This window comes from Anaerolineae bacterium (genome assembly GCA_013178015.1).
Classification (GTDB): domain Bacteria; phylum Chloroflexota; class Anaerolineae; order DRVO01; family DRVO01; genus Ch71.
This window is the reverse complement of record JABLXR010000051.1, coordinates 11,745-33,483: the sequence shown is the minus strand read 5'-3', so window position 1 is coordinate 33,483 and position 21,739 is coordinate 11,745. Positions and strand designations below refer to the sequence as shown.

The window sequence follows — 21,739 nt, the reverse complement described above, 5'->3', positions numbered from 1 at the left end:
GGAGACGGGACAGCGGGGAGGGAACGCTCTTCGCCAGTTCCTGTTCGCTACTCGCCTATTCGCTTCTCTACGGTGAGTCCCCTTACGTGCTTGCTTCTTCCTCGGGCTTAGAGTAGCATTTGTATACCCCCTAGGGGTATACAGAGCACCATTCGAGAGAGCGACCATGGCCATAAGAGTAGTAGATACGCGTTGTCCTCAGAACCATAGGTGCCCGTCCGTGCGCCTATGCCCAGTGGGGGCGCTCAAGCAGGAGGGCTACTCCGCTCCCAGGGTGGACGAGGAGAAGTGCATAGACTGCGGCCGGTGCGTGCGGCACTGCCCTATGGGCGCTCTAAGGGAGTGAGTCCGCCCCCTACTCCGGCCGGCCATCGGCTCCGCCGGAGAGGTGTCTGGCCAAGGAAGGGGGCTGGCTGTCACTGCCAGGTGGGAGTGTTCGGTGAGGCGCCGCGCTTGCGAAGAACGGGCAGTCGGCGAATAATACTGCAAGTATTTGCAGGAGGGGCGCCATGCACATCCCCGATGGGTTTCTCAGTACTCCTGTAGCCGTTGGCAGTTGGGCGGTGTCGACCGGCGCTGTCGGTTATGCCGCGCGCCGGGCCGCCCGTGAGCTAGGTGACCGGCAGGTGCCTCTGATGGGGGTATCGGGGGCGTTCATATTCGCTGCCCAGATGCTCAACTTCCCTGTTGCCGGGGGAACATCTGGGCACTTGCTTGGGGGCGCGCTGGCGGCGATCTTGCTCGGCCCTTGGCAGGCAGCTCTTGCGCTCACTGCCGTTCTGGGAGTGCAGGCGCTGCTCTTCCAGGATGGCGGGCTGCTGGTGCTGGGAGCGAACGTCCTCAACATGGCGGTGGTGGGTGTGCTCACGGCCTGGCTGACCTACCGGGCCGGACTGGCCCTGCTGGGTAGCGGGCGGACCGCCTCTCTGGTGAGCACCTTCGTGGCTGCCTGGCTCTCGGTGGTGGTGGCATCGCTGCTCGCGGCGGTGGAGCTGGCCCTCTCCGGCGCTTACGCTGCCGGCGCGGTGTTGACGGCCATGGGTGGGGTGCACCTGCTGATCGGACTGGGCGAGGGACTGATCACCACCGCGGTGATCGCTTTCGTGACGGCGACTCGCCCGGGTCTGCTCGCCCTGCAGCCGGCTCGGGCTTAGGAGGAATCACGTGGCCAAGCGCACGCTCGCGGTCGGTCTGTTAGCGGCTATGCTTTTGGTACTCCTGTCGCCTCTGGCCTCTTCTTTCCCCGATGGGTTGGAGCGGGTGGCCGAGGACCTCGGCTTCATTGATCGGGCTCAAGATCCCGCCTACGAGACTCTTCCGGACTACACGGTGCCGGGGGTGGCCAGTGAGGGCCTCTCCACCATCCTGGCCGGGGCCATCGGCGTGACGGTCGTATTCGGCGTGACCTGGGGCATTGGCACCCTGCTGAAGCGGCCGAAGACTGCCGGTGAGACCGTGGCTCCCGGGCCGGGGCGTGAGACCGGTTGAGGGAGGCCCATCGTCTGGACCCGTACATCCCTGGATCCAGCCCGCTCCACCGAGCCGACGCCCGCCTGAAGCTGGTGGGTATGCTCGCATACGTGCTCCTGCTGGGGGCCATCCCCTGGCGGGCGTGGCCGGCCTATTCGGCGCTGGCTGCCCTGGCCGGGGCCGTCTGGGTGACATCCGGGATCGCTCCCCGTTCGCTTTTCCGCCGAGTGGCCCCCATAGTTCTCTTCGGCGGCCTCGCCGCGGTAGGGGCGCTGTTCCAGCCGGGCGACCACGCCTACCGGTTGGGCCGGGTCCTTTGGCTGGACTTCGTCGTATCGGAGGAGGGGGCGCGGCAGTGCGGTCTGCTGATAATGCGCTCGGCGCTGTCGGGCGCCCTGGTGGCGGTGTACATAGCGGTGACCCGCTTCGGGGATACGGTGCAGGCGTTGCGATGCCTGGGCGTCCCCGCCGTGCTGACCGCCACCCTGAGCTTCGTGTACCGTTACCTCTTCGTGCTGCTGGACGAGGCGTTCCGGCTGGATCGGGCCCGGGAGTCTAGGACGTTGCAGCCCCCCTCTCTGCGACGACTCGGCGCCCAGGTGCGGACCTACGCTCGGCTGGTGGGGACGCTGTTCCTGCGCGCCTACGACCGCAGTGAGCGGGTGCATCAGGCCATGTTGGCGCGCGGCTACACCGGAGAGTTCCGTCCTTTGGATCCGTCGCGCTGGACGGACGCCGACACTCGGGCAGGGGCGATCTGGGCCGCCGCCCTGGCGGCAGTGGCCTTGGCGGTCTGGCTATGACTGGCGCCCGAAGCCTCGGCGGGGAGCAGAGCCCCGACCTGGAGGTAAGCGGGCTGTCCTTCGCCTACCCCAGCGGGCAGGTAGCCCTCCGTGACGTCTCCCTGCGGGTGTGGCCGGGCGAGCGGGTGGCACTGGTGGGGCCCAACGGCGCGGGCAAGTCCACCCTCATGCTGCACCTCAACGGCATACTGGCCGGCACCGGTGAGGTGCGGGTCGGAGGGGTAGGCGTGAATGAGCGCACCAAGAGGGTGGTGCGGGCGATGGTCGGGCTGGTGTTTCAGGACCCGGATGACCAGCTCTTCTCGCTACGGGTGATCGAGGACGTGGCCTTCGGGCCGCTGCAAGAGGGGGCGACGCCGGCCGAGGCCCGGACTCGGGCCCTGTGGGCGCTGGAGCAGGTGGGAATGGCGGCCCTGGCGGAGCGGGCGCCGCACCAGCTCAGCCTGGGCGAGCGGAAGCGGGTGGCTGTCGCTACCGTGTTGGCCATGCGGCCGCGCCTCCTGGTGCTGGACGAGCCCACGGCCGGGCTCGATCCTCGGGGCCGCCGGGAGCTGATATCCCTGCTCCGGTCCATGCCCCAGACCATGTTGGTGGCGACGCACGACATGCGGCTGGTGTGGGAGCTCTGCCCGCGCACCGTCATCATGGACGGGGGCCGAGTGGTGGCTGACGGAGCCACCGCGGAGCTGCTGGCGGATGCTGAGCTGCTGGAGGCGCATGGGCTGGAGACGCCCTGGCAGGGAGCGCCCCCGGCTGGTATGGTACCGGGATCCGTCGCTGGGGGAGCGAGCCGGTGCCTGAGCTGACGCGGCACGTGGCCGTGCTGCTAGACATGGCCGGCTGCCCCAAATGCTGTCGTCAGTGCTGGCTTGGGGCAGAGCGTAACCGGCGGCTACCGGCCGAGGCCCTGAGGCAGGTGGCGGCCGAGTTCCGCGCCTGGCGGCGGCTCGGCTTCAGGGCTGACGAGACACCGGGTCAGCAGGCTTCGTTCCACATGCCGGTGGCCAGACCGGCGTGCTGCCACAGGCGACCGGAGAGCGGTCGCCTGTACACACGCAGGGATCTGGTGACTCGCTGGGTGCGGCAGTTGGCCGGGGAGGGTAAGCTGGGGCCGCGCCGAAGCCTCATGCCAGAGCTACCCAGCCGGCCGAAGGGCCGGCTGGGGATGAGCCCGCGAAGGCGGCTTCGCCTAGGTAGCCGGGGGCTTTCAGCCCTCGGCGCGTCCTGCCTCAAAGCCACGCACGGCCAGGAGGAACTCCCGCAGGGCCTGCTGATACAGCCTGATGTCGGTTCCCAGGGAGACCATGTTGTAGCCGGCCTCGAACCATTCTCGGGCCAGCGGCAACGTCGTAGGCTGGCAGCCGGCGCTCTTGTCGTGGGAGCGACAAGCCTCCGCCACCCGGCGGCGGGCGGCGATGTACCTGGGATCATCGAACTGGCCCAGGATGCCCATGTTCAGGGTCAGGTCGTTCTGACCTACCCATCCCACGTCTATCCCGGGTACGGAGAGGATGTCGTCAATGGCTTCCACCGCCTCGGGGCTCTCGATCTGGGCCACCAGAACCGTCTGCTCGTTGGCCCAGTCGGCATACTGACGCAAGTCGGGGAGCTGATACCCCGTCTGGGCCCCGCCCAGGCCCATGCCGCGGCTTCCCATGGGGGGATACTTAGCCGCCTCCACGAACCTCCGAGCCTCGTCGGCACTCCTGACGTTGGGCATCATGATCCCCATGGCGCCCAGGTCCAGACAGCGGGGGACGTAATGGCCCCAGGGGCCGGGCACCCGCACTATGGCGGGAAGGCCGATCGCGTGGCAGGAGGCCAGGATAGGAGCCAGCGTCTGCAGCGACAGGCCGGTGTGCTCCAAGTCTAGCAGGAGGAAGTCCAATCCCAGAGGCGCTAGGAGGTGAGCCACGTTAGGCACGGCGAACTCCATCACCATGTGCCCCAATACGAGCCGGCGCTGGGCCAGAGCCTGCTTCAGGGGATTGGGTTGCATCACGCCACTCCGCCGAAGCGCTCGAGCTTGGCCCGGAAGAGAGGATGGTCCAGGACGTTGGGGTTGGCGACGTGCTCGGGGACCTCGCCGCGGGCTACGGCGAGGCAGGCCTGGCAGGCCTCCTCGGTCAGGTCCCGCGTGAGCTCGGTGGTCCAGGCGATGGCGTGAGGGGCCAGTATGACGTTGTTCAGCTTAAGGATGGGATCGTCCGGGTCGGGCGGTTCCTTCTCCAGGACGTCCAGGCCTGCCCCGGCGAGGCGACCCTGGCGCAGGGCCTCGGTCAGCGCCGCCTGATCCACGATGGGGCCGCGGGCGGTGTTGACCAGGTAGGCGGTGGGCTTCATGAGGGCGAGCTCCCGAGCGCCGATGAGGTGGCGGGTCTGCTCGTTCAGGGGGCAGTTGATGGCCACCACGTCGCACTCGGCCATGAGGGTATCCAGGTCCACCAGTTCGACTCCGAGGGCTTCGGCCTTCTCCCGGGACACGAAGGGGTCGTGGGCCAGGAGGCGAGGGAAGCGGAACACCCCGGCCAGCCGCATGAACTCGCTGCCGATGTTGCCCAGCCCCACCGAGCCCAGGACTATGCCGCGGGTGCTATGACCGAACTCGGGCAGGTCGCCCCGCCAGAGCCCCTGCCGGACGGCCCGGTCCTTCTCCGGCAGGCGCTTCAGGAGGGCCAGCGTGAGAGTGAGGGCTCCCTCCGCCACCGAGGGGCCGATGGCCCTCGGAGCGATGGCGATGGCTACCCCGGCGGCGGTGCAGGCGTCCACGTCTATCATGTCGTAGCCCACGCCCCAGCGGGCGATGAGGGCCAGCCGTTGCACGCCCTCGAATGAGCGGGCCGAGTACCGGATGCCCAGGCTGAGCACGGCATCCACCCGCCCGATCTCCTCCGCCTGGGCAGTGTCGCCCATCTCCGGCAGCCAGACGTAGCGCATCCCCTCGTTGGCGCCTACCACGCTGCGGACGTAGTCCTCCACGTAGGCCAGACCCTCGCTCCTGAAGTCCGGAGACAACCCGATGATGAACTCCTGCGTCACAGGCCCTCCTCTGGGGGATACATTGGGCTCACTCATCCGGCGGATGTTACACCAGGAGGAGTGGGCGGCCAAGGGGCTTTTGCGCAGGCAGTGTGGGGGCGATACATTGGTGCAGATAGCGACCTGAGAAAGCTAGACAGGTCGGAAGGGCAGAAGGTGATGCAGTTATGAAGCGGGTAGCGCTCGTCGCGGTGTTGGTGGCGATGGCGGGTGTAATTGCCTACTTCCTGTGGCATCCCGGCGGAGGGGCGCGGGCCGCCGACGTTGGATCGGCGGAAACTGTGGTCGTGAGCCGACAGACCTTGACTAGCGAAGTGGCTGCTTCGGGCTCAGTCTCGGCCGAGCGGCAGGTGAGCCTTTCGTTCAAGACGCCCGCCCGGGTGGCCGAAGTGTACGTAGAGGAGGGCCAGCAGGTGGTGGCGGGCCAGCCGCTCGCGGCGCAGGAGACGGCCGAGCTGGAGTTGCAGCTGCAGTTGGCGCAGACGGCGCTGCGGTTAGCGGAGGCTCAGGCGGAAAGAAGCATGGCCCCCGCTGCTCAGGAGGACATCGCCGCGGCCCGCGCGGCGCTGCACTCAGCAAGGGCAGCGTACGACCGGGCCCTGGAAGGTCCCACAGCTGAGCAGATCACTATGGCCGAAGTCCAGCTCAAGAAGGCGGAGATCGCCCTGCAGCGAGCTCAGACGGCTTACGACGAGGTGAAGTGGGTGGGCGCCATAGCTGCACTGCCCCAGGCGCTCTCCCTGCAGGCGGCCACTCTGGACTACGAGGCTGCCAAAGCCAACTACGAATTGCAGACCCGGCAGGCCCAGCCGGCAGACCTGGCCGCTCTCGCTGCCCAGATCGCCCAGGCAGAGGCGCAGCTCGCCCGGCTCGAGCGTGGGCCCACGGCGGAGGACCGACGGGTTCTGGAGCTGCAGGTGGAGCAGGCTCGCCTGAACCTAGAGCAGGTCCAGCTGCAGCTGGACAACGCGGTCCTCAGGGCCCCCTTCGATGGCCTGGTAGCGACTGTGAATGTGGAGCCGGGGCAGATCGCTGCTACCGGCTTGCCGGCCATCACGCTGGTGGACTGCGGCCGATATCACATCAACGTCCAGGTGGACGAGGCCGACGTTGGACGGGTGGCAGTGGGGCAGCCCGCGGTAGTGGAGCCGGAAGCTTTTCCCGGTCTCTCGTTGCCGGGGCACGTGGCCAACATTGGTATCACCCGTACCGTAGCCGAAGAGGCCACCACGCTAGTCGGCGGAAGCGGAGTAGTGCAGTACGCCGTGCGGGTGGAAGTAGATGAGCCCTTCGATCGGCTGCGCCCGGGCATGACGGCCCAGGTGCTGATCCAAGTAGACAGACGGGAGGACGCCTTGGTGGTGCCCAACCGCGCCGTGCGACTGGACCGGGAGACAGGCATCACCTACGTCGAGAAGCTGGTCAACGGCGATCCCGTAAGGGCCGAGGTCATTCTGGGAGTGCAGGAGTTAGGGATGACCGAGGTGCTGGCCGGCCTGGAGGAGGGCGAGGTGGTGATCCTGCCTTCGTCGTCCTCGCTGGAGGAGCTGCGCCGCACCTTCATACCCACGGGGGACTGATGGCTGGCACAAACGCCGGTGCGCCTGTCATAGAAGTGAGGGGCGTCGGCAAGGTCTACTCCTTGGGCAAGGTTCAGGTGCGCGCCCTGGACAACGTCAGCCTCACCATATGGGCGGGAGAGTCGGTGGCCATCATGGGTCCGTCCGGCTCTGGGCAAGTCCACTCTGATGAACGTCATAGGCTGCCTGGACCAGGCCACCGATGGGCAGTATCTACTGCGGGGTGTGGATGTAAGCCGACTCAACGACAACCGGCTGGCCGAGGTCCGGAACCGGGAGATTGGCTTCGTCTTTCAGTCGTTCAACCTCTTGCCTCGGATATCGGCAGTAGAGAATGTGGAACTGCCGCTGGTGTATGCCGGCCAGGTCAGTGGCCGGCGGGCGCGGGCGGTGAGGGCGCTGGAGGCGGTGGGCCTGGGCCACCGGGTGCATCACAAACCCAACGAGTTGTCTGGCGGCGAGCGACAGCGGGTAGCCATCGCCCGGGCGCTGGTGAACGACCCCGCCATCATTCTGGCGGACGAGCCCACTGGGAACCTAGATAGCCGGTCCGGAGCGGAAGTGATGGGCATCTTTCGGCGCCTGAACGAGGAGGAAGGCATCACTATCGTGTTCGTGACCCATGACCCCGACATAGCCTGCTGCACTGGGCGCATCCTGCGGCTACGGGATGGCCGTCTGGTGGGGGAAGAGGCGGTGCCTGAGGACCAGCGGCGTGAGGTGTGGGAGGCAATGAGCACCACGCCCCGGGAAGCCGAGGTGGTGAGCGATGGTGCTGCTGGATAGCATCAGGATGGCCTTCTCTGCCCTCATGGGCAACAAGCTAAGGTCGGCCCTCACCATGCTGGGCATTGTCATCGGTGTGGGTGCGGTGATCGCCTTAGTGAGCCTGGGCGAGGGCGTGCGGGACTTGGTCTCCCGTCGGCTCCAGGCGATTGGGTCCAACCTGCTCTTCGTGGCCCCCGGGTCATTGAGTGAGCTAGGAGGCGGCGGGGCGGCATCGGTGCTGGGCTCCAACCGCGCCGTGCTCACCATGGGCGACGTGGAGGCGCTGATGGACCCGGCCGCTGCTCCGCACGTGGCCCAGGTCAGCCCGGAGATCAGCACCATAGCGGAGGTAGCCAGCGGGGGGGTGAGCAAGAGGGTGACAGCAGCTGGGGTGTGGCCCAATTACCCCGAAGTACGGAATCTCGTCGTTGCCTACGGGAGCTTCATCCTGGAGCGCGACGTGTCGAGCCGGGCCACGGTCTGCGTGCTCGGCCCCAAGATCGCCCGCGAGCTGTTCGGCGATAGGCTACCTCTGGGTGAGCGAGTGCGGATCCGGGGCGTGCCTTACACGGTGGTGGGGGTCCTGGAAGCCAAAGGTGGCTCAGCCTTCGCCGATGTGGATAGCTACGTTTACGTGCCTCTGTCTACGGCCCAGATACGGCTGCTCCCCCTGCGAGGGCAGGGCGGCCAACTGGGGGTGAGCACCATCTACGTCCAGGCTTCCAGCGAGGCCGACCTGGACCGAGCGGCAGATGAGATTGCCGCCATCCTGCGGTACCGTCACCGCATAGGTATCGGCGACGACGATGACTTCACCATCATCAACCAGGGGGACGTGACCGCCATCTTCGGGGAGATAACGGGCGTGCTCACTGCCTTCCTGGGGGCCATCGCCGGCATCTCCCTGCTGGTCGGCGGAATCGGGATAATGAACATAATGCTGGTCTCGGTGACCGAGCGCACCCGGGAGATCGGCATTCGCAAAGCAGTGGGCGCCAAGCGGCGGGACATCCTCACCCAGTTCATGGTGGAGGCGGTCTTCCTCTCTCTGGTGGGAGGGGTAGCCGGCATTGCCCTGGGCTGGCTGGTGGCTGTGCAAGCCGGGTCCTTCATCCAGGGCGTCAGGCCGCTGGTGACTCCTGAGACGGTGCTACTGGCTGCCGGAGTGTCGGCGGCGGTGGGCCTCTTCTTCGGCATCTACCCGGCCCGCCGAGCTGCCTCCCTGAACCCGATTGAGGCTCTACGGTACGAGTGAGGTCTTGGTGACCCGATTGGTGCGATCAGTCTGCTTCCGGTTGGCTCCGTGCCTATTGACCCTAATGGTGGCCTCCTGCGTCCCGGGTGGGTCGGGCGCTCCACCGACTCCCACGATCATGCGGCTGCCCGCTGAGACCAGAGCGGCAGTCCAGACGCAGCAGGCACAGCGGCGGTTCGGACAGGCCACGTTAGCGGCGACGGAGGCGCCCGTCCCCCCTCCTAGGGATAGCTCGACCTCAACCCCGGCCGCGGCTGAAGTCGCAGTAAGCCCAACTCTCACTCCTGCTGCGCCGACGATGGCGCCGCAATCACAGGGCAGCTCCGGCCCCACTGTGGTGAGCCCAGCCTCGGTCGGAGAGAGAGTGGAGCATGTGGTGCGGTGGGGTGAGCATCTTACCGCCATAGCTCGCCGATACGGGGTAACGGTGCAGGCCATCGTCGAGGCGAACGGTATCGCCAATCCTTCGGCTATCTACGCCGGCCAGGTCCTGGTGATCCCCGGGGCGGTTGAGGACGCGGCTGCGGTTGGGACGGCCGCCGCCACGATGGTGCCCGCGCCGACACCTACGCCCTTCGCCTCGCCCCGCCAGCCGACAGAGACGATCCCGGCCTCGAGAACGGTGGAGCACGTGGTGCGCGCTGGGGAGAACCTGACTTCTATCGCCCGCCGCTACGGGACCACTGTTCAGGCACTGGCTGAGGCCAACGGAATCGTCAATCCGTCGGCAATCTACATCGGCCAGGTTCTGGTCATCCCCGGGGCCACGTCGGATGTACCTCCGGCACCGATGGTCACGCCCACCGTGGCGCCGACACCGACACCGGCTGCGTCGGCTGAGGGGCAGGCGGAGATTGCTGGACGGCGAATCGCCTTTCAGGTAAGCAGTGGCGGCGACATCTGGTCCGTGGGAGCGGACGGCTCGGGCTTGGCGCGGCTGACGCACGGTCTCGACCCGGCCTGGTCGCCTGACGGACGGCAACTGGCCTTCGTGCGCTGGGACGAGCCGCGGGGGCTTTACGTTCTGGACGTAGGGGCGGGCCAGGAGAGGCTGGTGCGAGGTGGGAACCTGATCAAGCGTCCTACCTGGGCGCCGGGCGGGGATCTTCTAGCCTTTTCCTGGCAGTCGAGCGGCGCCGAACCCACTCGCCTCTGCTTCCCTGGCTTCGGCTGCATCGAACTGCCGGGCCAAGAGGTCTGGTCGCTGGCAGTAGTGGACCTGGAGGGCAACACCCGCACAGATCCCGCTGCCGACCAGCGTAGCTTCTGTCCCAGCTGGTCGCCCCGCGGCGACTGGATTGCCTACCAGGGCGAGAACGGCCTCAAGGCCACGGCTCCGGGTCAGCAGCCCTGGGTGATCCTGAACGATGTGGCCGCCGTGTGCCCCGAGGTGGCGCCTGACGGGCAGCGGCTGGTGTTCATGTATCGGCAGCACGATCACTGGGAGATATACACCGCCCTATCCGATGGCACTGGCTTGAGGCCGCTGACCCAGGCGTCGCCCCTGGCGGAGCGGCCAGCGGAGAATGTGGCGCCCACGTGGTCTCCCGATGGCAGCCAGGTGCTCTTCCTGAGCGACCGGGATGGGCGGTGGCGGCCTTATATCATGGAGGCGGACGGGTCGGGGCAGAGGCCGTTCCTGCCAGAGGTGTTCGATCGCTTCGACTTCCGGTATGAGTTCGCGGCCGAGCGTGTGTTCACCTGGCGCTAAGGTCGGCGATGGAACAGGATGCAGGCAAACGGGGTGCACGGGCGGTGTGGAACTGGGGCGTTCTGTCCAACGCGGTTCTGGCTTCCGTGCTCAAGCGGCGGCCTGTGTGTCGCTGGAACAGGGCCGAGCCTCGGGCTGAGGCCCTCCGCGCCGATTTTGGACCCGACCCTGGGGGCTGCTCTCTTGTGCCGGACTGCCCGAGGGTGGTTCTCGCACTGGTGGGCGGCCGCAGGTAGCCTGATGGACCATGTCTGAGCGATCGGAGAAGACTCTATTCGACGAGGCGCGTATCCACGTTGCAGCCGGCGACGGCGGCAACGGCATCGTGAGCTTCCGCCGGGAGAAGTATGTCCCTTTGGGAGGCCCCAACGGGGGCAGTGGTGGCCCGGGAGGCAGCGTGTACCTGCAGGCGGATGAAGGCCTGAACACGTTGGTGGGCCTGCGGAGCCAGAGCCACATCCGTGCCGGCCGGGGCGGACACGGGGGGAGCAAGAACAGGCAAGGGGCTGCCGGGAACGATGCGGTGGTGCGGGTTCCGCTAGGCACGGTGGTCTACGATGACGAGACGGGCAGAGTGCTGGGAGACCTCACCCAGCCCGGGCAGCGGCTGCTCGTGGCCCGAGGAGGCCGAGGAGGCCGAGGCAACGCTGCCTTCGCCACCCCCACAAACCAGGCCCCTCGCATCGCCGAGCGGGGTGACCCAGGGGAGCGGCGCTGGCTGCGCCTCGAGCTCAAGCTGATCGCCGACGTAGGGCTGGTGGGAATGCCCAATGCCGGCAAGTCCACTCTCCTGTCGGTGATTAGCTCCGCCCGCCCCAAGATCGCTGAGTACCCCTTTACTACGCTTCAGCCGAACCTGGGGGTGGTCCTCTTGGACGATGGCTACTCCTTTGTGGTGGCGGACCTGCCGGGCCTAATAGCGGGGGCGCATCAGGGAGCCGGCCTGGGTCACAGGTTCCTGCGGCATGTGGAGCGCACTCGGGTCATCATCCATATGGTTGATGGGTCCTCAGAAGACCCGCGGGAGGACTACCGGCAGATCCGGGAGGAGCTGGCGGCGTTCGACCAGGCCCTGGCGGAGAAGCCCGAGATCGTGGCGGTGAACAAGCTGGACCTGCCCGAGGCTCGAGAGAGATTCCCCGAGTTGCGCAGGAAGCTGGCAACCACGGGCGTGACCGTTCTCGGCATCTCGGCAGCCACCGGCGAGGGCGTTCGGGCGCTCTTGGCTGAGACCAGGCGCATGCTCGAGTCGCTGCCTCCTGAGGAGGTTCGCCCGGTTCTACCCGAGGTCCGGCCTCCGGCGGTGGACGAGAAGGAGGCGGCGGTACGAATCTTCCGTCGCTCCGATGGCGCCTGGATTGTGCGGGCGCCTTGGCTAGAGAGGCTAGCCCGGCGGACGGCGTGGGGCATGCCGGAAGCGGTGGAGCGCTTCCAGCGGACTCTGGACCGGTACGGCATCACCACTACGCTGGAAGAGGTGGGTGTGCGCCCGGGGGACACCGTCATCATCGGGGAGGCCGAGCTCGAATGGGAGCGCTAGAGCGGCTAGGGGTCCTGGGCGGCACCTTCGACCCCATACATGTGGGGCACCTGCTCATGGGCCAGACGGCCTATGAGGCTCTGGGCCTGGGCCTGGTGCTCTTCGTGCCCGCGGGAGTACCTCCACACAAGCGCAAGCTGGAGCGGGGCGAGGCCCAGGCGCGGCTGGCCATGACCCGGGCGGCGGTGGGAGGGGATGCCCGGTTCGCCGTCAGCACGGTGGACATGGAACGGCCGGCTCCTCATTACACCGTGGATACCCTGGCATTGCTGGCTGAGCAGTATAGCCTGGGGCCGGACTCCATCTATTTCATCATCGGTTCGGACTCGCTGGAACAGCTCCACACGTGGCATCGCGCGGGTGAGTTGGTGCAACGGTGCCTGCTAGCGGTGATCGGGCGGCCTGGGCACCCGATAGACCTGCCGGCCGTGTACGACAGAGTGCCCCAGGTGGAAGGGCGGCTGATGGTGCTAGACATGCCCGCGATCGGGATATCCTCTACCCTTCTACGGCGAATGGTCGCCTGTGGGCGTTCGATCCGGTACTGGGTGCCTCCGGGCGTGGAGAGGATCATCGAGGAGAGAGGTCTGTACTGCCGGCCGGTGGCACAGACGATGGGCGGCAGTCGCTAGCATGTCGGTCCTCTTCTCCACTGGCTCGCTCTATGGATTGCCATATCATCTGGCTTTCCGGCTGGCGTCGGCCGCCGGCTGCGACGGCGTGGAGCTGGTGCTCGACCCGTGGTCGCTGATGGCCGGGCCCAACGCAGTGCGCCAGTACGGACACCGGATGGCGTGCCCGATCCGGGCGCTACATCCCTCGCTCTTTGGTCTGCCGGGTTGGCGAACGGCCCCGGAGGCGTTCCCCCGTCTGGCCGAATGGGCGTTGGCGCTGGAGTGCCCTCTGGTGGTGGTGCACCCCCCTCGCTTCTCCGGGCTGGCGGAGAACATCCGTCTCTTCGATCAAGGGCTGGCCAGCTTCCGACGGGTGGCAGGGGAAGAAGTGGTCATCGGGTTGGAGAACTCGGCTGTCTTCTTCGAGCGCGACCGGCAACACCCGTATGTCTGGCCTGAACGCGTCGCTGCTTTCGCCCTCGAACGGGGGATGCCGGTGGTCTTCGACACTACCCACGCTGCCAGCACCGGCCTGGGGTTGGTAGAGGCGTATGACCAGGTGGCTGGCCTGGTGCGCCATGTGCACCTTAGCGATTTCCGCCAACCACACGCCTGGCTGGATCGTCCGTCGCTGGATACCTACTTCAAGCATCACCAGCTACCGGGAGAGGGCGAACTGGACTTGGCGTCGTTCTTCCGCCGGTTGGAGGAGGATGGCTACTCGGGGGCGGTCACGGTGGAGGTGAGCCCGGTGGCCCTGCGGATATGGCGGCCGTCCCTGGCGACGCAGTTGCTGCGCCATTCGGTGGACATGGTGCGGGGGTGGCGGGCGGTGGGAGGGCAGGCTACGCCGGTGCTGCCCCTGCGTGATGCCGCATCGTAGACAGGGCGGTGGGGGTGGCATTATTGGCTGCCCTGCCGCAGTTGCGGTTCAGGAGGAGGAGCTGATGGGGGAGTGGACGTGACCGGCGAGCAGTCCTACTCGAGCGCCCGCGGTGCCAGTCTGCTCACGGCAGAGCAGGTGGAGCGGATCGGAATCACCGTCTCCTGCATCGTGGCCCTCTTCCTGGCCTCGCCCTTGTTGAGCATGGTGAGGGTGGACATCCCCCTGGTGGCACTGGGTTCGCCTCTGCATCTGGGGATCTCCCGTGAGCTTCTGGTAGGGGTGATGGCGGGGGCAATGGCCTGGACGGGCATGTTCTCCCTCCTCACCGTGCACCCGGCCTACGAACGCGGAACGCGCATCTATACCCACCGCATCCTGCCGGCCGTCACTGCGGTGGCAGCCACGGTCTTCTGGCAGCGTCAGGCGGAGATACCCCTGGAGGGCCGCCTCATCGTGGCGGCCAGCATCGGCATGCTGCTGTCGCTGGTGATGCTGGGCCAGTACGTGGCGCTGACGGGGGAGTCCCCCTGGGTGCTGAGGTTGCGGACCGCACTGAGTGTGCTCAGCCTGGCGGTGGCGTTCTACCTGTGGATCGTCCTCTATGGCACTCGGGTGCGCAGCTTGGTGGCCGCCCCGGCCGCTTTCCTCATTGCTGCCTTCCTGGCCCTGGATCTGTTGCAGTACGAGGCCGCGGGCGAGTGGCGGACCGTCCGCGCCGTGCTGACCATCAGCCTGCTGGTGGGGGAGTGCGCCTGGGCGCTCAACTTCTGGCGGCTGAGCCCAGTGCAGGCCGGGTTCGTGCTGCTTATGGTAAGCTACGTCACTATCGGGCTGACGAGACGCCTGTTCCAGGGAAGCCTGAGCTGGATGGCGGTCCTGGAGCATGGTGCTATGGTCGCCCTGCTGATGCTGGTGATGCAGCGCTTCGGATTCTAGGGAGGTTGCCGCACAGGCACAGGGATCACAGAGGGGCAATGGCTGGGAGCAGTGGCAAGCTACCCGGCCGGCCAGATGGCCTGCTCCATGGTGTGTACCGTCTGACGTCTCTGTGGGCTCTGTGCCCGCTCATTTTGGCTTGCGCGGCCGGTGCTTTGACACGGCATGCCCGGGGTGCTACCATCTGCCTTCGCCCTGGGCACCCCACCGACCGCGCGGCAGCTGTCGCTTGGGAGGTATGACCGTAGCATGCCCGAGAGAGGTGACGAGCTGACCTGCATCCCCAAGACGGTGGAATGGCGCGACGGGGCCGTGCTCATGATAGACCAGCGGCGGCTCCCCCACGAACTGGAGATCGCCCGCTTCGAGGACTATCGCCAGGTGGCCGAGGCCATCCGGGACATGTGCGTGCGGGGTGCGCCGGCAATAGGGGCAGCAGCTGCCTTCGGCATGGCCCTGGCGGCGCGCGAGGCGGTCGGCACCGGCACGGACGTGCGCCAGGCTCTGGAAGATGCCGCCCGGGTGCTGCGGGGCACGCGGCCCACAGCGGTGAACCTGTTCTGGGCCATAGATCGGATGCTGGGCGCGGCGCGAGCTCTGGCGGGCCGGTCGCCGCAGGAGGTGGCCGACGGCCTGGTGGAGGAGGCACAGATCATAGCCGCTAAGGACGAAGAGGCCAACCGCCGGCTGGGTCGCTATGGCGCTCAGCTGCTGCCCGACCCGGCCACGGTCATCACCCACTGTAACGCCGGGGCCCTGGCCACTGTCGCCTATGGCACGGCGCTGGGAGTCATCCGGGCCGCTCATGAGATGGGCAAGGAGGTGCACGTCCTGGTGGACGAGACTCGTCCCCGGCTCCAGGGGGCCCACCTCACCACCTGGGAACTCATGCAGGAGGGCATAGATTGTACCCTCATCGCGGACAACGCGGCGGGGCTGTTCCTGCTCCGGGGCCAGGTGAGCGCTGTCATCTTTGGTGCCGACCGCATCGCCGCCAACGGAGACGTGGCCAACAAGATCGGCACCTACAAGCTGGCCCTGGCCGCCCACGAGAATGGGGTGCCGGTGTACTGCGCCGCTCCTCTGAGTACGGTGGATATGGCGTTGCCCCGGGGCTTGGACATACCGATCGAGGAACGGTCGCCAGATGAGGTGCTGTACATCTGCGGGCAGCGCATCGCCCCCGAAGGAGTGAAGGTGGCCAATCCGGCCTTTGACATAACTCCGGCCCGGTACATCACCGCCATCGTCACTGAGGCGGGGGTGTTGCGGCCGCCCTTCGAGGAGAGCCTGCGGCGGGCGGTAGAGGAGACGGGCCGATGAGGCTGGTCGTGGCGGGGTCCATCGCCTTCGACTACCTGATGCGCTTTCCCGGCCGTTTCCGGGAACACATCCTGCCCGACCAGCTGGACAGCCTGAGCGTCAGCTTCCTAGTGGACAGGATGCGACGCAGCTATGGGGGCGTGGGGGCCAACATCGCCTACAGCCTAGCGCTCCTGGGGGAGAAGCCCCTGCTGGTAGGAGCGGCGGGACAGGACTTCGGCGATTACCGGCGTCGGCTGGAGAACGTAGGGGTGGACACTAGCCACGTGCTGGTAAGAGAGGATGACTTCACTGCCTCCTTCTTTGTCAGCACCGACCTGGCCGGCAGCCAGATCGCCTCCTTCTACGTGGGCGCCATGGACTACGCCGACCAGATTTCGCTGGGCAGCCTGAACCTGACTGGCGAGGACATAGTGGTGGTCTCGCCTGACAAGCCGGAGGCCATGCTTCTGCACGCCGAGGAAGCGAAGGCGGCCGGGGCGCGCCTGGTGTTTGACCCCAGCCAGCAGATACCGCGGCTCAGTGGGGAGCAGCTGCTCGAGGCCATGCGGGGCGCCTATGCCCTGGCGGTGAACGAGTACGAGTACGCTCTGCTCAAGAGGAAGACCGGCTTGGATGATGCCGACGTGCTGAAGGCAGTGCAGGTCCTGCTGGTGACCAGGGGCGAGCGGGGCTCGCACATCTGGGCCGGAGGGGAGTGCCTCTCCATACCTTGTCTGCCGCCAGTCTCGGTGGTGGATCCGACCGGGGTGGGGGACGCTTACCGCGCCGGGGTGGTGAAGGGGCTGGCCCGTGGGCTGGACTGGGTCGTCTGCGGTAGGCTGGGGGCTCTGGCAGCCTGCTATGTCGTGGAGCATATGGGGACGCAGGAGCACACCTTCACGCCGGCCGAGTTCGTGGAGCGGTACGCTGCCGTCTTTGGAGCTGAGGCCGAGGTTAGAGCCTGCTTTGAGTCGCTGGAGAGCACGCAATCACACCCGTCGTCCGGGTGAGTCGGAGAGGAGTGAGAGTGGAGCAGACATACGATATTGCCGATCTGGCGCTGGCAGACGAGGGGCAGCGGCGCATCGAGTGGGCGGCCCATGAGATGCCGGTGCTAGCGCTCATCGCCGAGCGGTTTGCCGGCGAGCGCCCGCTGGCCGGCAAGCGGCTGGCCGCCTGCCTGCACGTGACTGCCGAGACCGCCAACCTCATGCGGGCCCTCAAGGCGGGTGGCGCTGAGGTGGCCCTGTGTGCTTCCAACCCCCTCTCCACTCAGGACGACGTAGCGGCAGCTCTGGTGAGGCACCTCGGAGTCCCCGTCTTCGCTATTCGGGGCGAGGACAGCGATACCTACTACCGGCACATTCGCGCCGTGCTGGATACCCGGCCGCACATGACTATGGACGACGGCGCCGATCTAGTTACCACTCTGCACCGGGAGCGCCAGGACCTGGTCGCGGGGGTGATGGGCGGGACCGAGGAAACCACCACCGGCGTGATCCGTCTGCGCGCGATGGCCGAGCAGGGGGTGCTGCGCTATCCTATCATCGCCGTGAACGACGCTCGCACCAAGTACCTGTTCGACAACCGCTATGGCACCGGGCAATCTACCATTGACGGGGTAATCCGGGCGACCAACATGCTACTGGCGGGCAAGACGTTCGTGGTGGCGGGCTACGGCTGGTGTGGACGGGGAATCGCCATGCGGGCCCGGGGCATGGGCTCGAACGTGGTGGTTACCGAAGTGGACCCGCTGCGGGCGCTGGAGGCGGTTATGGACGGCTTCCGGGTCATGCCCATGCTGGAGGCGGCGGCCATCGGGGACGTGTTCGTCACCGCCACGGGCGACGTGAACGTGCTAGACCGGGATCACTTCGAGCAGATGAAGGACGGGGCGGTGCTGGCGAACTCGGGCCACTTCAATGTGGAGATCAACCTCCCCGCCTTGCAGGAGATGGCTGAGTCGGTGGAGCGGGTACGACCGGCGGTACAGCAGTTCGTTCTGCCGGGGAGCAAGCGTCTGGCGCTGTTGGGCGAGGGGAGGCTGATCAACCTGGCCGCGGCTGAGGGGCATCCTCCTAGCGTCATGGACATGAGCTTCGCCAACCAGGCCCTGAGCGCCGAGTACCTGGTCACCCATGCGGGCGAGTTGGAGCGGCGGGTGTACACCATCCCGCCGGAGACGGACCTGGAGATAGCCAGGCTCAAGCTGCGGGCCATGGGGGTGGCCCACGATGAGCTGAGTGAGGAGCAGGAGCGATACCTTTCGTCTTGGGAGGCCGGGACCTAGGCCCGCCGACGGACTGGCCGCCTGTGCCGGGAGGCTCGACGTCTGGCGGTTCCCCTACGAGGCAGGGCCGCGCGGGTTGGCCCGTGTCGGTTTGCTGCGGCTCGCACCCGAGATCGAGCCACCGCCCCGGTCTCGCTGTGTGAGGAACCTAGAGCAAGAGGGATAGCGATGTCCACCACCTTCACTACCGCCGTCAAGTCGTACTTGACGTCCGAATCAGTCACCGAGGGGCACCCGGACAAGATCTGTGACCAGATCTCGGACGCCATTCTGGACAGCATCCTGGCCCAGGATCCCGTGGCCCGAGTGGCCTGCGAGACGGCGACGACCACCGGCCTGGTGCTCATCATGGGAGAGATCAGCACCTGCGGCTATTGCGACATGGCCCAGGTGGCGCGGGATACCATTCGGCGCATTGGCTACACCGACTCCGCCCTCGGATTCGATGCCGATACTTGCGGAGTGCTGCTGTCCATCAAAGAGCAGTCGGCGGATATTGCCCGGGGGGTGGACCAGGCCCTGGAGGCACGGCTGGGCGAGATGACGGACGAGAGCATCGAGGCCATCGGCGCTGGCGACCAGGGGATGATGATCGGGTTCGCCTGCAATGAGACCCCCGAGCTGATGCCGATGTCCATCGCCCTAGCACACCGCCTGTGCCGCCGCCTGGCCGAGGTGCGCAAGGACGGTACCCTCCCTTATCTCCGGCCGGATGGGAAGTCGCAGGTGACAGTGGAGTACCACTTCGGTGTGCCGGCGCGGGTGGACACGGTGGTCATCGCAGCGCAGCACAGCCCCGAGGTGAGCCAGGCGCAGATCGAAGCCGAAGTGTGCGAGCAGGTTGTACGCCACGTGGTGCGGGAGGATCTGCTTGAGGGGACCCGCTACCTGGTGAACCCTACCGGCCGCTTCGTGATCGGCGGCCCCAAGGGCGACGCTGGGCTGACCGGTCGCAAGATCATCGTGGACACCTACGGCGGGGTGGCCCGGCACGGCGGCGGCTGCTTCTCGGGCAAGGACCCCACCAAGGTGGACCGCTCGGGGGCCTACATGGCCCGTTACATAGCGAAGAACGTGGTGGCCGCCGGCATCGCCGAGCGGTTCGAGCTCCAGATATCTTACGCGATCGGGGTGGCGCGGCCTCTGTCTCTCCAGGTCGAGACCTTCGGCACCGGACGAATCCCGGATGCGACCATTCGCGACCTGATCAGGGAGAACTTCGACATGCGGCCGGCAGCTATCATCCGGGATCTGGACCTGCGCCGGCCCATCTACCTTCCCACGGCGGCCTATGGCCACTTCGGCCGGACCGACGTAGACCTGCCCTGGGAGAGAACTGACAAGGCAGATAGCTTGCGACAGCAGGCGGGGCTATAGAACGCTGAGGACGCTGATACTACACTGATCTGCGCTGGTGAAAGAGAGTGAAGTAAGAAGATCAGCGGCACTCGGCGTGGTGTCGGCGCCATCTGACCTGCACATGCGGAGCGTTTGCATCCTCTGTGGTGCCCGGCAGGGCATGGGCTCTGCGTTCAGCGCTCCTGTTGTGGCAGCCTGGTGATGCCTGTAATATGGGGGCACGAACCGAGGGTCAGGCAGTTGCGTGCATTGGTCACCGGCGCCTCCGGCTTCGTCGGAGGCCACCTAACCGGGTATCTCCTGGCCGAGGGCTGGGAAGTGTGGGGCTGCTCGATGCGGCCCCCTCTTGTGGTTGGCGATGCTCGGGGCGGGGCACGATTCCTGGTTGCCGACCTGCGGTGCGCGCGGGCGGCTCGGGCGGTGATACAGGAGGCCCGGCCGCAAGCGCTCTTCCACCTGGCGGCTCAGGCGGCTGTCGGTCCGTCTCACGAGGACCCCTGGGAGACGCTGAGCGCTAACATCTCTATGCAGACGCACGTGCTGGAGGCGGTGCGGCGCTATCATCCGGATTGTGCCGTGTTGGTGGTGGGCTCAGGCGAGGAATACGGCCTGGCCCGGCCGGAGGACCTGCCGCTGAACGAGGGGGCTCCCTTGCGGCCGGCCAGCCCCTACGCGGTGAGCAAGGTGGCCCAGGACTTCCTCGGGCTGCAGTACCACCTTTCCTACGGGGTCCGGACGGTGCGCGTGCGGCCCTTCAACCACGTAGGTCCAGGGCAGGGTCCTGGGTTTGTAGCGGCGGACTTCGCCCGGCAACTGGTGGAGGCGGAGATGGGCCTGCGGCCGGCGCGAATCACCGTGGGCAACCTGGAGGCTGAGCGTGACTTCACCGACGTGCGCGATGTGGTGCGCGCCTACGTAGGGCTGATCCAGAGTCAGCGCTGGGGGGAGGTGTTCAACGTCGCCTCCGGTCAGGCCGTGCCGGTGCGGCGTTTGCTCGACCTGATGCTGGCCGAGAGTCGCGTCCAGGTCGAGGTGCAGCCCGATCCGGCCCGTATGAGGCCGTCCGACGTACCGGTGTTGGTGGGGGATGCGGCGCGGCTGCGGGAAGCCATCGGATGGCAGCCCTCCATCAGCTTGGAGCAGACGGTCCGGGACGTGATGAACTACTGGCGGAAGGAGCTGGCGAGTGAGAGGGGGCAGTAGATGGCGAAGACGGCCCTGATCACAGGCATCACCGGCCAGGATGGCTCCTATCTGGCAGAGTTGCTGCTCCAGAAGGGGTACGAAGTGGTGGGCATGGTGCGCCGCACCAGCACCACCAACTTCGACCGCATTCGCCACATCCAGGACGACGTCACTCTGGTGCAGGGAGACCTGCTGGATCAGGCCTCGCTCATTGGGATCTTGGCGGAGCACCGGCCGGACGAGGTGTACAACCTGGCGGCTCAGTCGTTCGTGCCCACCTCGTGGCGGCAACCCGTCTTGACGGGCGAGTTCACTGCCTTGGGCGTCACCCGACTGCTGGATGCCATCCGGGTGGTCTACGGCCCGGGCAGGCACGTTCGCTTCTACCAGGCCTCGAGCTCCGAGATGTTCGGCAAGGTGCGGGAAGTGCCCCAGCGGGAGACCACACCCTTCTATCCTCGCAGCCCCTACGGTGTGGCCAAGGTCTACGGTCATTGGATTACCGTCAACTACCGCGAGAGCTACGACCTGTTTGCTTGTAGTGGGATATTGTTCAACCACGAAAGTCCTAGGCGCGGCTTGGAGTTCGTGACGCGTAAGGTCACCCACGGCGTGGCCAGGATCAAGTTGGGGCTCGACGATAAGCTGCCCTTGGGCAACTTGGAGGCCCAGCGAGACTGGGGGTTCGCGGGGGACTACGTGTGGGCCATGTGGCTCATGCTCCAGCAGGAGGAGCCTGACGACTACGTGGTGGCCACGGGGAAGACGCATTCGGTGCGGGAGCTTTGTCGGGTGGCCTTCGAGCACGCCGGCCTCGACTACCGCGACCATGTCACTGTAGACGAGCGGTTCCTGCGCCCGGCCGAGGTAGATCAGTTGGTGGGCGATGCCTCCAAGGCGAGGCGGGTATTGGGCTGGCAGCCGCGGGTTACCTTCGAGGACCTGGTGCGCATGATGGTGGACGCCGACCTCGAGCTCCTGCGCCAGAGGAACTAGCT

Annotated in this window: 20 protein-coding genes and 1 pseudogene; 19 read left to right on the top strand and 2 right to left on the bottom strand. The window is 66.8% G+C overall.

What is annotated here, in order from left to right; translation table 11 throughout:
- Positions 1–166 precede the first annotated feature (166 nt).
- The 5 genes from HPY83_16525 (at position 167) to HPY83_16505 (ending at position 3,079) form a co-directional block, all read left to right on the top strand.
- The gene (locus HPY83_16525; GenBank protein NPV09551.1) at positions 167–346 is read left to right on the top strand and encodes a 4Fe-4S binding protein; all 180 of its coding nucleotides are present in this window, start codon (positions 167–169) and stop codon (positions 344–346) included.
- A gap of 163 nt (positions 347–509) precedes the next feature.
- Entirely contained in the window at positions 510–1,154 is a 645-nt protein-coding gene (locus HPY83_16520) for an energy-coupling factor ABC transporter permease (GenBank protein NPV09550.1), read from the top strand.
- 49 nt (positions 1,155–1,203) lie between these two features.
- A complete protein-coding gene (locus HPY83_16515; GenBank protein NPV09549.1) occupies positions 1,204–1,488 on the top strand; it encodes a hypothetical protein in 285 nt (94 codons plus the stop codon).
- Positions 1,485–2,273: a cobalt ECF transporter T component CbiQ gene (cbiQ, locus tag HPY83_16510; protein NPV09548.1), complete on the top strand. Its 789-nt coding sequence runs from the start codon at positions 1,485–1,487 to the stop codon at positions 2,271–2,273. The genes HPY83_16515 and cbiQ overlap by 4 nt, the downstream gene beginning before the upstream one ends.
- Positions 2,270–3,079, top strand: a complete 810-nt coding sequence (locus tag HPY83_16505; GenBank protein NPV09547.1) for an ABC transporter ATP-binding protein — start codon at positions 2,270–2,272, stop codon at positions 3,077–3,079. Before cbiQ ends, HPY83_16505 begins: the two co-directional genes overlap by 4 nt.
- 401 nt (positions 3,080–3,480) lie before the next feature.
- Here the strand turns inward: HPY83_16505 and HPY83_16500 are convergent, their stop codons facing one another.
- Entirely contained in the window at positions 3,481–4,272 is a 792-nt protein-coding gene (locus tag HPY83_16500; protein NPV09546.1) for an aldolase, read from the bottom strand.
- Positions 4,272–5,312, bottom strand: a complete 1,041-nt coding sequence (locus HPY83_16495) for a dehydrogenase (protein NPV09545.1) — start codon at positions 5,310–5,312, stop codon at positions 4,272–4,274. The genes HPY83_16500 and HPY83_16495 overlap by 1 nt, the downstream gene beginning before the upstream one ends.
- Before the next feature lie 167 nt (positions 5,313–5,479).
- Between HPY83_16495 and HPY83_16490 the strand changes: the two genes are divergently transcribed.
- The 14 genes and pseudogenes from HPY83_16490 (at position 5,480) to gmd (ending at position 21,737) form a co-directional block, all read left to right on the top strand.
- Positions 5,480–6,892 (top strand): efflux RND transporter periplasmic adaptor subunit, encoded by a 1,413-nt coding sequence (locus HPY83_16490; GenBank protein ID NPV09544.1) that lies wholly within the window; start codon positions 5,480–5,482, stop codon positions 6,890–6,892.
- A pseudogene (locus HPY83_16485) lies at positions 6,892–7,678 on the top strand (ABC transporter ATP-binding protein). Before HPY83_16490 ends, HPY83_16485 begins: the two are co-directional and overlap by 1 nt.
- On the top strand, positions 7,662–8,915 hold the full coding sequence (locus HPY83_16480; GenBank protein NPV09543.1) for an FtsX-like permease family protein: 1,254 nt from the start codon (positions 7,662–7,664) through the stop codon (positions 8,913–8,915). The pseudogene HPY83_16485 and the gene HPY83_16480 overlap by 17 nt, the downstream one beginning before the upstream one ends.
- Positions 8,916–9,279: 364 nt before the next feature.
- Complete coding sequence (locus HPY83_16475) at positions 9,280–10,626, top strand: LysM peptidoglycan-binding domain-containing protein (protein ID NPV09542.1); 1,347 nt, start codon at positions 9,280–9,282, stop codon at positions 10,624–10,626.
- 247 nt (positions 10,627–10,873) lie between these two features.
- A complete protein-coding gene (gene obgE / locus HPY83_16470) occupies positions 10,874–12,166 on the top strand; it encodes a GTPase ObgE (protein NPV09541.1) in 1,293 nt (430 codons plus the stop codon).
- The gene (gene nadD, locus HPY83_16465) at positions 12,154–12,798 is read left to right on the top strand and encodes a nicotinate (nicotinamide) nucleotide adenylyltransferase (GenBank protein ID NPV09540.1); all 645 of its coding nucleotides are present in this window, start codon (positions 12,154–12,156) and stop codon (positions 12,796–12,798) included. Before obgE ends, nadD begins: the two co-directional genes overlap by 13 nt.
- 1 nt (position 12,799) lies before the next feature.
- A complete protein-coding gene (locus tag HPY83_16460; GenBank protein NPV09539.1) occupies positions 12,800–13,663 on the top strand; it encodes a sugar phosphate isomerase/epimerase in 864 nt (287 codons plus the stop codon).
- A gap of 72 nt (positions 13,664–13,735) precedes the next feature.
- Positions 13,736–14,602, top strand: a complete 867-nt coding sequence (locus HPY83_16455) for a hypothetical protein (protein NPV09538.1) — start codon at positions 13,736–13,738, stop codon at positions 14,600–14,602.
- Positions 14,603–14,851: 249 nt separating this feature from the next.
- A complete protein-coding gene (mtnA, locus tag HPY83_16450; protein ID NPV09537.1) occupies positions 14,852–15,925 on the top strand; it encodes an S-methyl-5-thioribose-1-phosphate isomerase in 1,074 nt (357 codons plus the stop codon).
- Positions 15,922–16,917 (top strand): carbohydrate kinase family protein, encoded by a 996-nt coding sequence (locus HPY83_16445; protein ID NPV09536.1) that lies wholly within the window; start codon positions 15,922–15,924, stop codon positions 16,915–16,917. The genes mtnA and HPY83_16445 overlap by 4 nt, the downstream gene beginning before the upstream one ends.
- Before the next feature lie 17 nt (positions 16,918–16,934).
- Positions 16,935–18,197, top strand: a complete 1,263-nt coding sequence (locus HPY83_16440) for an adenosylhomocysteinase (GenBank protein ID NPV09535.1) — start codon at positions 16,935–16,937, stop codon at positions 18,195–18,197.
- A 168-nt stretch (positions 18,198–18,365) separates the two neighbouring features.
- Positions 18,366–19,574, top strand: a complete 1,209-nt coding sequence (locus HPY83_16435; GenBank protein NPV09534.1) for a methionine adenosyltransferase — start codon at positions 18,366–18,368, stop codon at positions 19,572–19,574.
- A gap of 222 nt (positions 19,575–19,796) precedes the next feature.
- The gene (locus tag HPY83_16430; GenBank protein NPV09533.1) at positions 19,797–20,759 is read left to right on the top strand and encodes a GDP-mannose 4,6-dehydratase; all 963 of its coding nucleotides are present in this window, start codon (positions 19,797–19,799) and stop codon (positions 20,757–20,759) included.
- Complete coding sequence (gene gmd / locus HPY83_16425; GenBank protein NPV09532.1) at positions 20,760–21,737, top strand: GDP-mannose 4,6-dehydratase; 978 nt, start codon at positions 20,760–20,762, stop codon at positions 21,735–21,737. It begins immediately after the preceding gene.
- Positions 21,738–21,739: the final 2 nt, after the last annotated feature.

Bases quoted from the DNA above. Each gene is read 5' to 3' on its own strand.
- HPY83_16520 (NPV09550.1), top strand. From the start codon at position 510: ATGCACATCCCCGATGGGTTTCTCAGTACTCCTGTAGCCGTTGGCAGT.
- HPY83_16435 (NPV09534.1), top strand. From the start codon at position 18,366: ATGTCCACCACCTTCACTACCGCCGTCAAGTCGTACTTGACGTCCGAA.
- mtnA (NPV09537.1), top strand. From the start codon at position 14,852: ATGCCCGAGAGAGGTGACGAGCTGACCTGCATCCCCAAGACGGTGGAA.
- nadD (NPV09540.1), top strand. From the start codon at position 12,154: ATGGGAGCGCTAGAGCGGCTAGGGGTCCTGGGCGGCACCTTCGACCCC.
- HPY83_16480 (NPV09543.1), top strand. From the start codon at position 7,662: ATGGTGCTGCTGGATAGCATCAGGATGGCCTTCTCTGCCCTCATGGGC.
- obgE (NPV09541.1), top strand. From the start codon at position 10,874: ATGTCTGAGCGATCGGAGAAGACTCTATTCGACGAGGCGCGTATCCAC.
- HPY83_16445 (NPV09536.1), top strand. From the start codon at position 15,922: ATGAGGCTGGTCGTGGCGGGGTCCATCGCCTTCGACTACCTGATGCGC.
- HPY83_16505 (NPV09547.1), top strand. From the start codon at position 2,270: ATGACTGGCGCCCGAAGCCTCGGCGGGGAGCAGAGCCCCGACCTGGAG.
- HPY83_16525 (NPV09551.1), top strand. From the start codon at position 167: ATGGCCATAAGAGTAGTAGATACGCGTTGTCCTCAGAACCATAGGTGC.
- HPY83_16490 (NPV09544.1), top strand. From the start codon at position 5,480: ATGAAGCGGGTAGCGCTCGTCGCGGTGTTGGTGGCGATGGCGGGTGTA.
- gmd (NPV09532.1), top strand. From the start codon at position 20,760: ATGGCGAAGACGGCCCTGATCACAGGCATCACCGGCCAGGATGGCTCC.
- HPY83_16515 (NPV09549.1), top strand. From the start codon at position 1,204: ATGCTTTTGGTACTCCTGTCGCCTCTGGCCTCTTCTTTCCCCGATGGG.
- HPY83_16500 (NPV09546.1), bottom strand. From the start codon at position 4,272: ATGCAACCCAATCCCCTGAAGCAGGCTCTGGCCCAGCGCCGGCTCGTA.
- HPY83_16460 (NPV09539.1), top strand. From the start codon at position 12,800: ATGTCGGTCCTCTTCTCCACTGGCTCGCTCTATGGATTGCCATATCAT.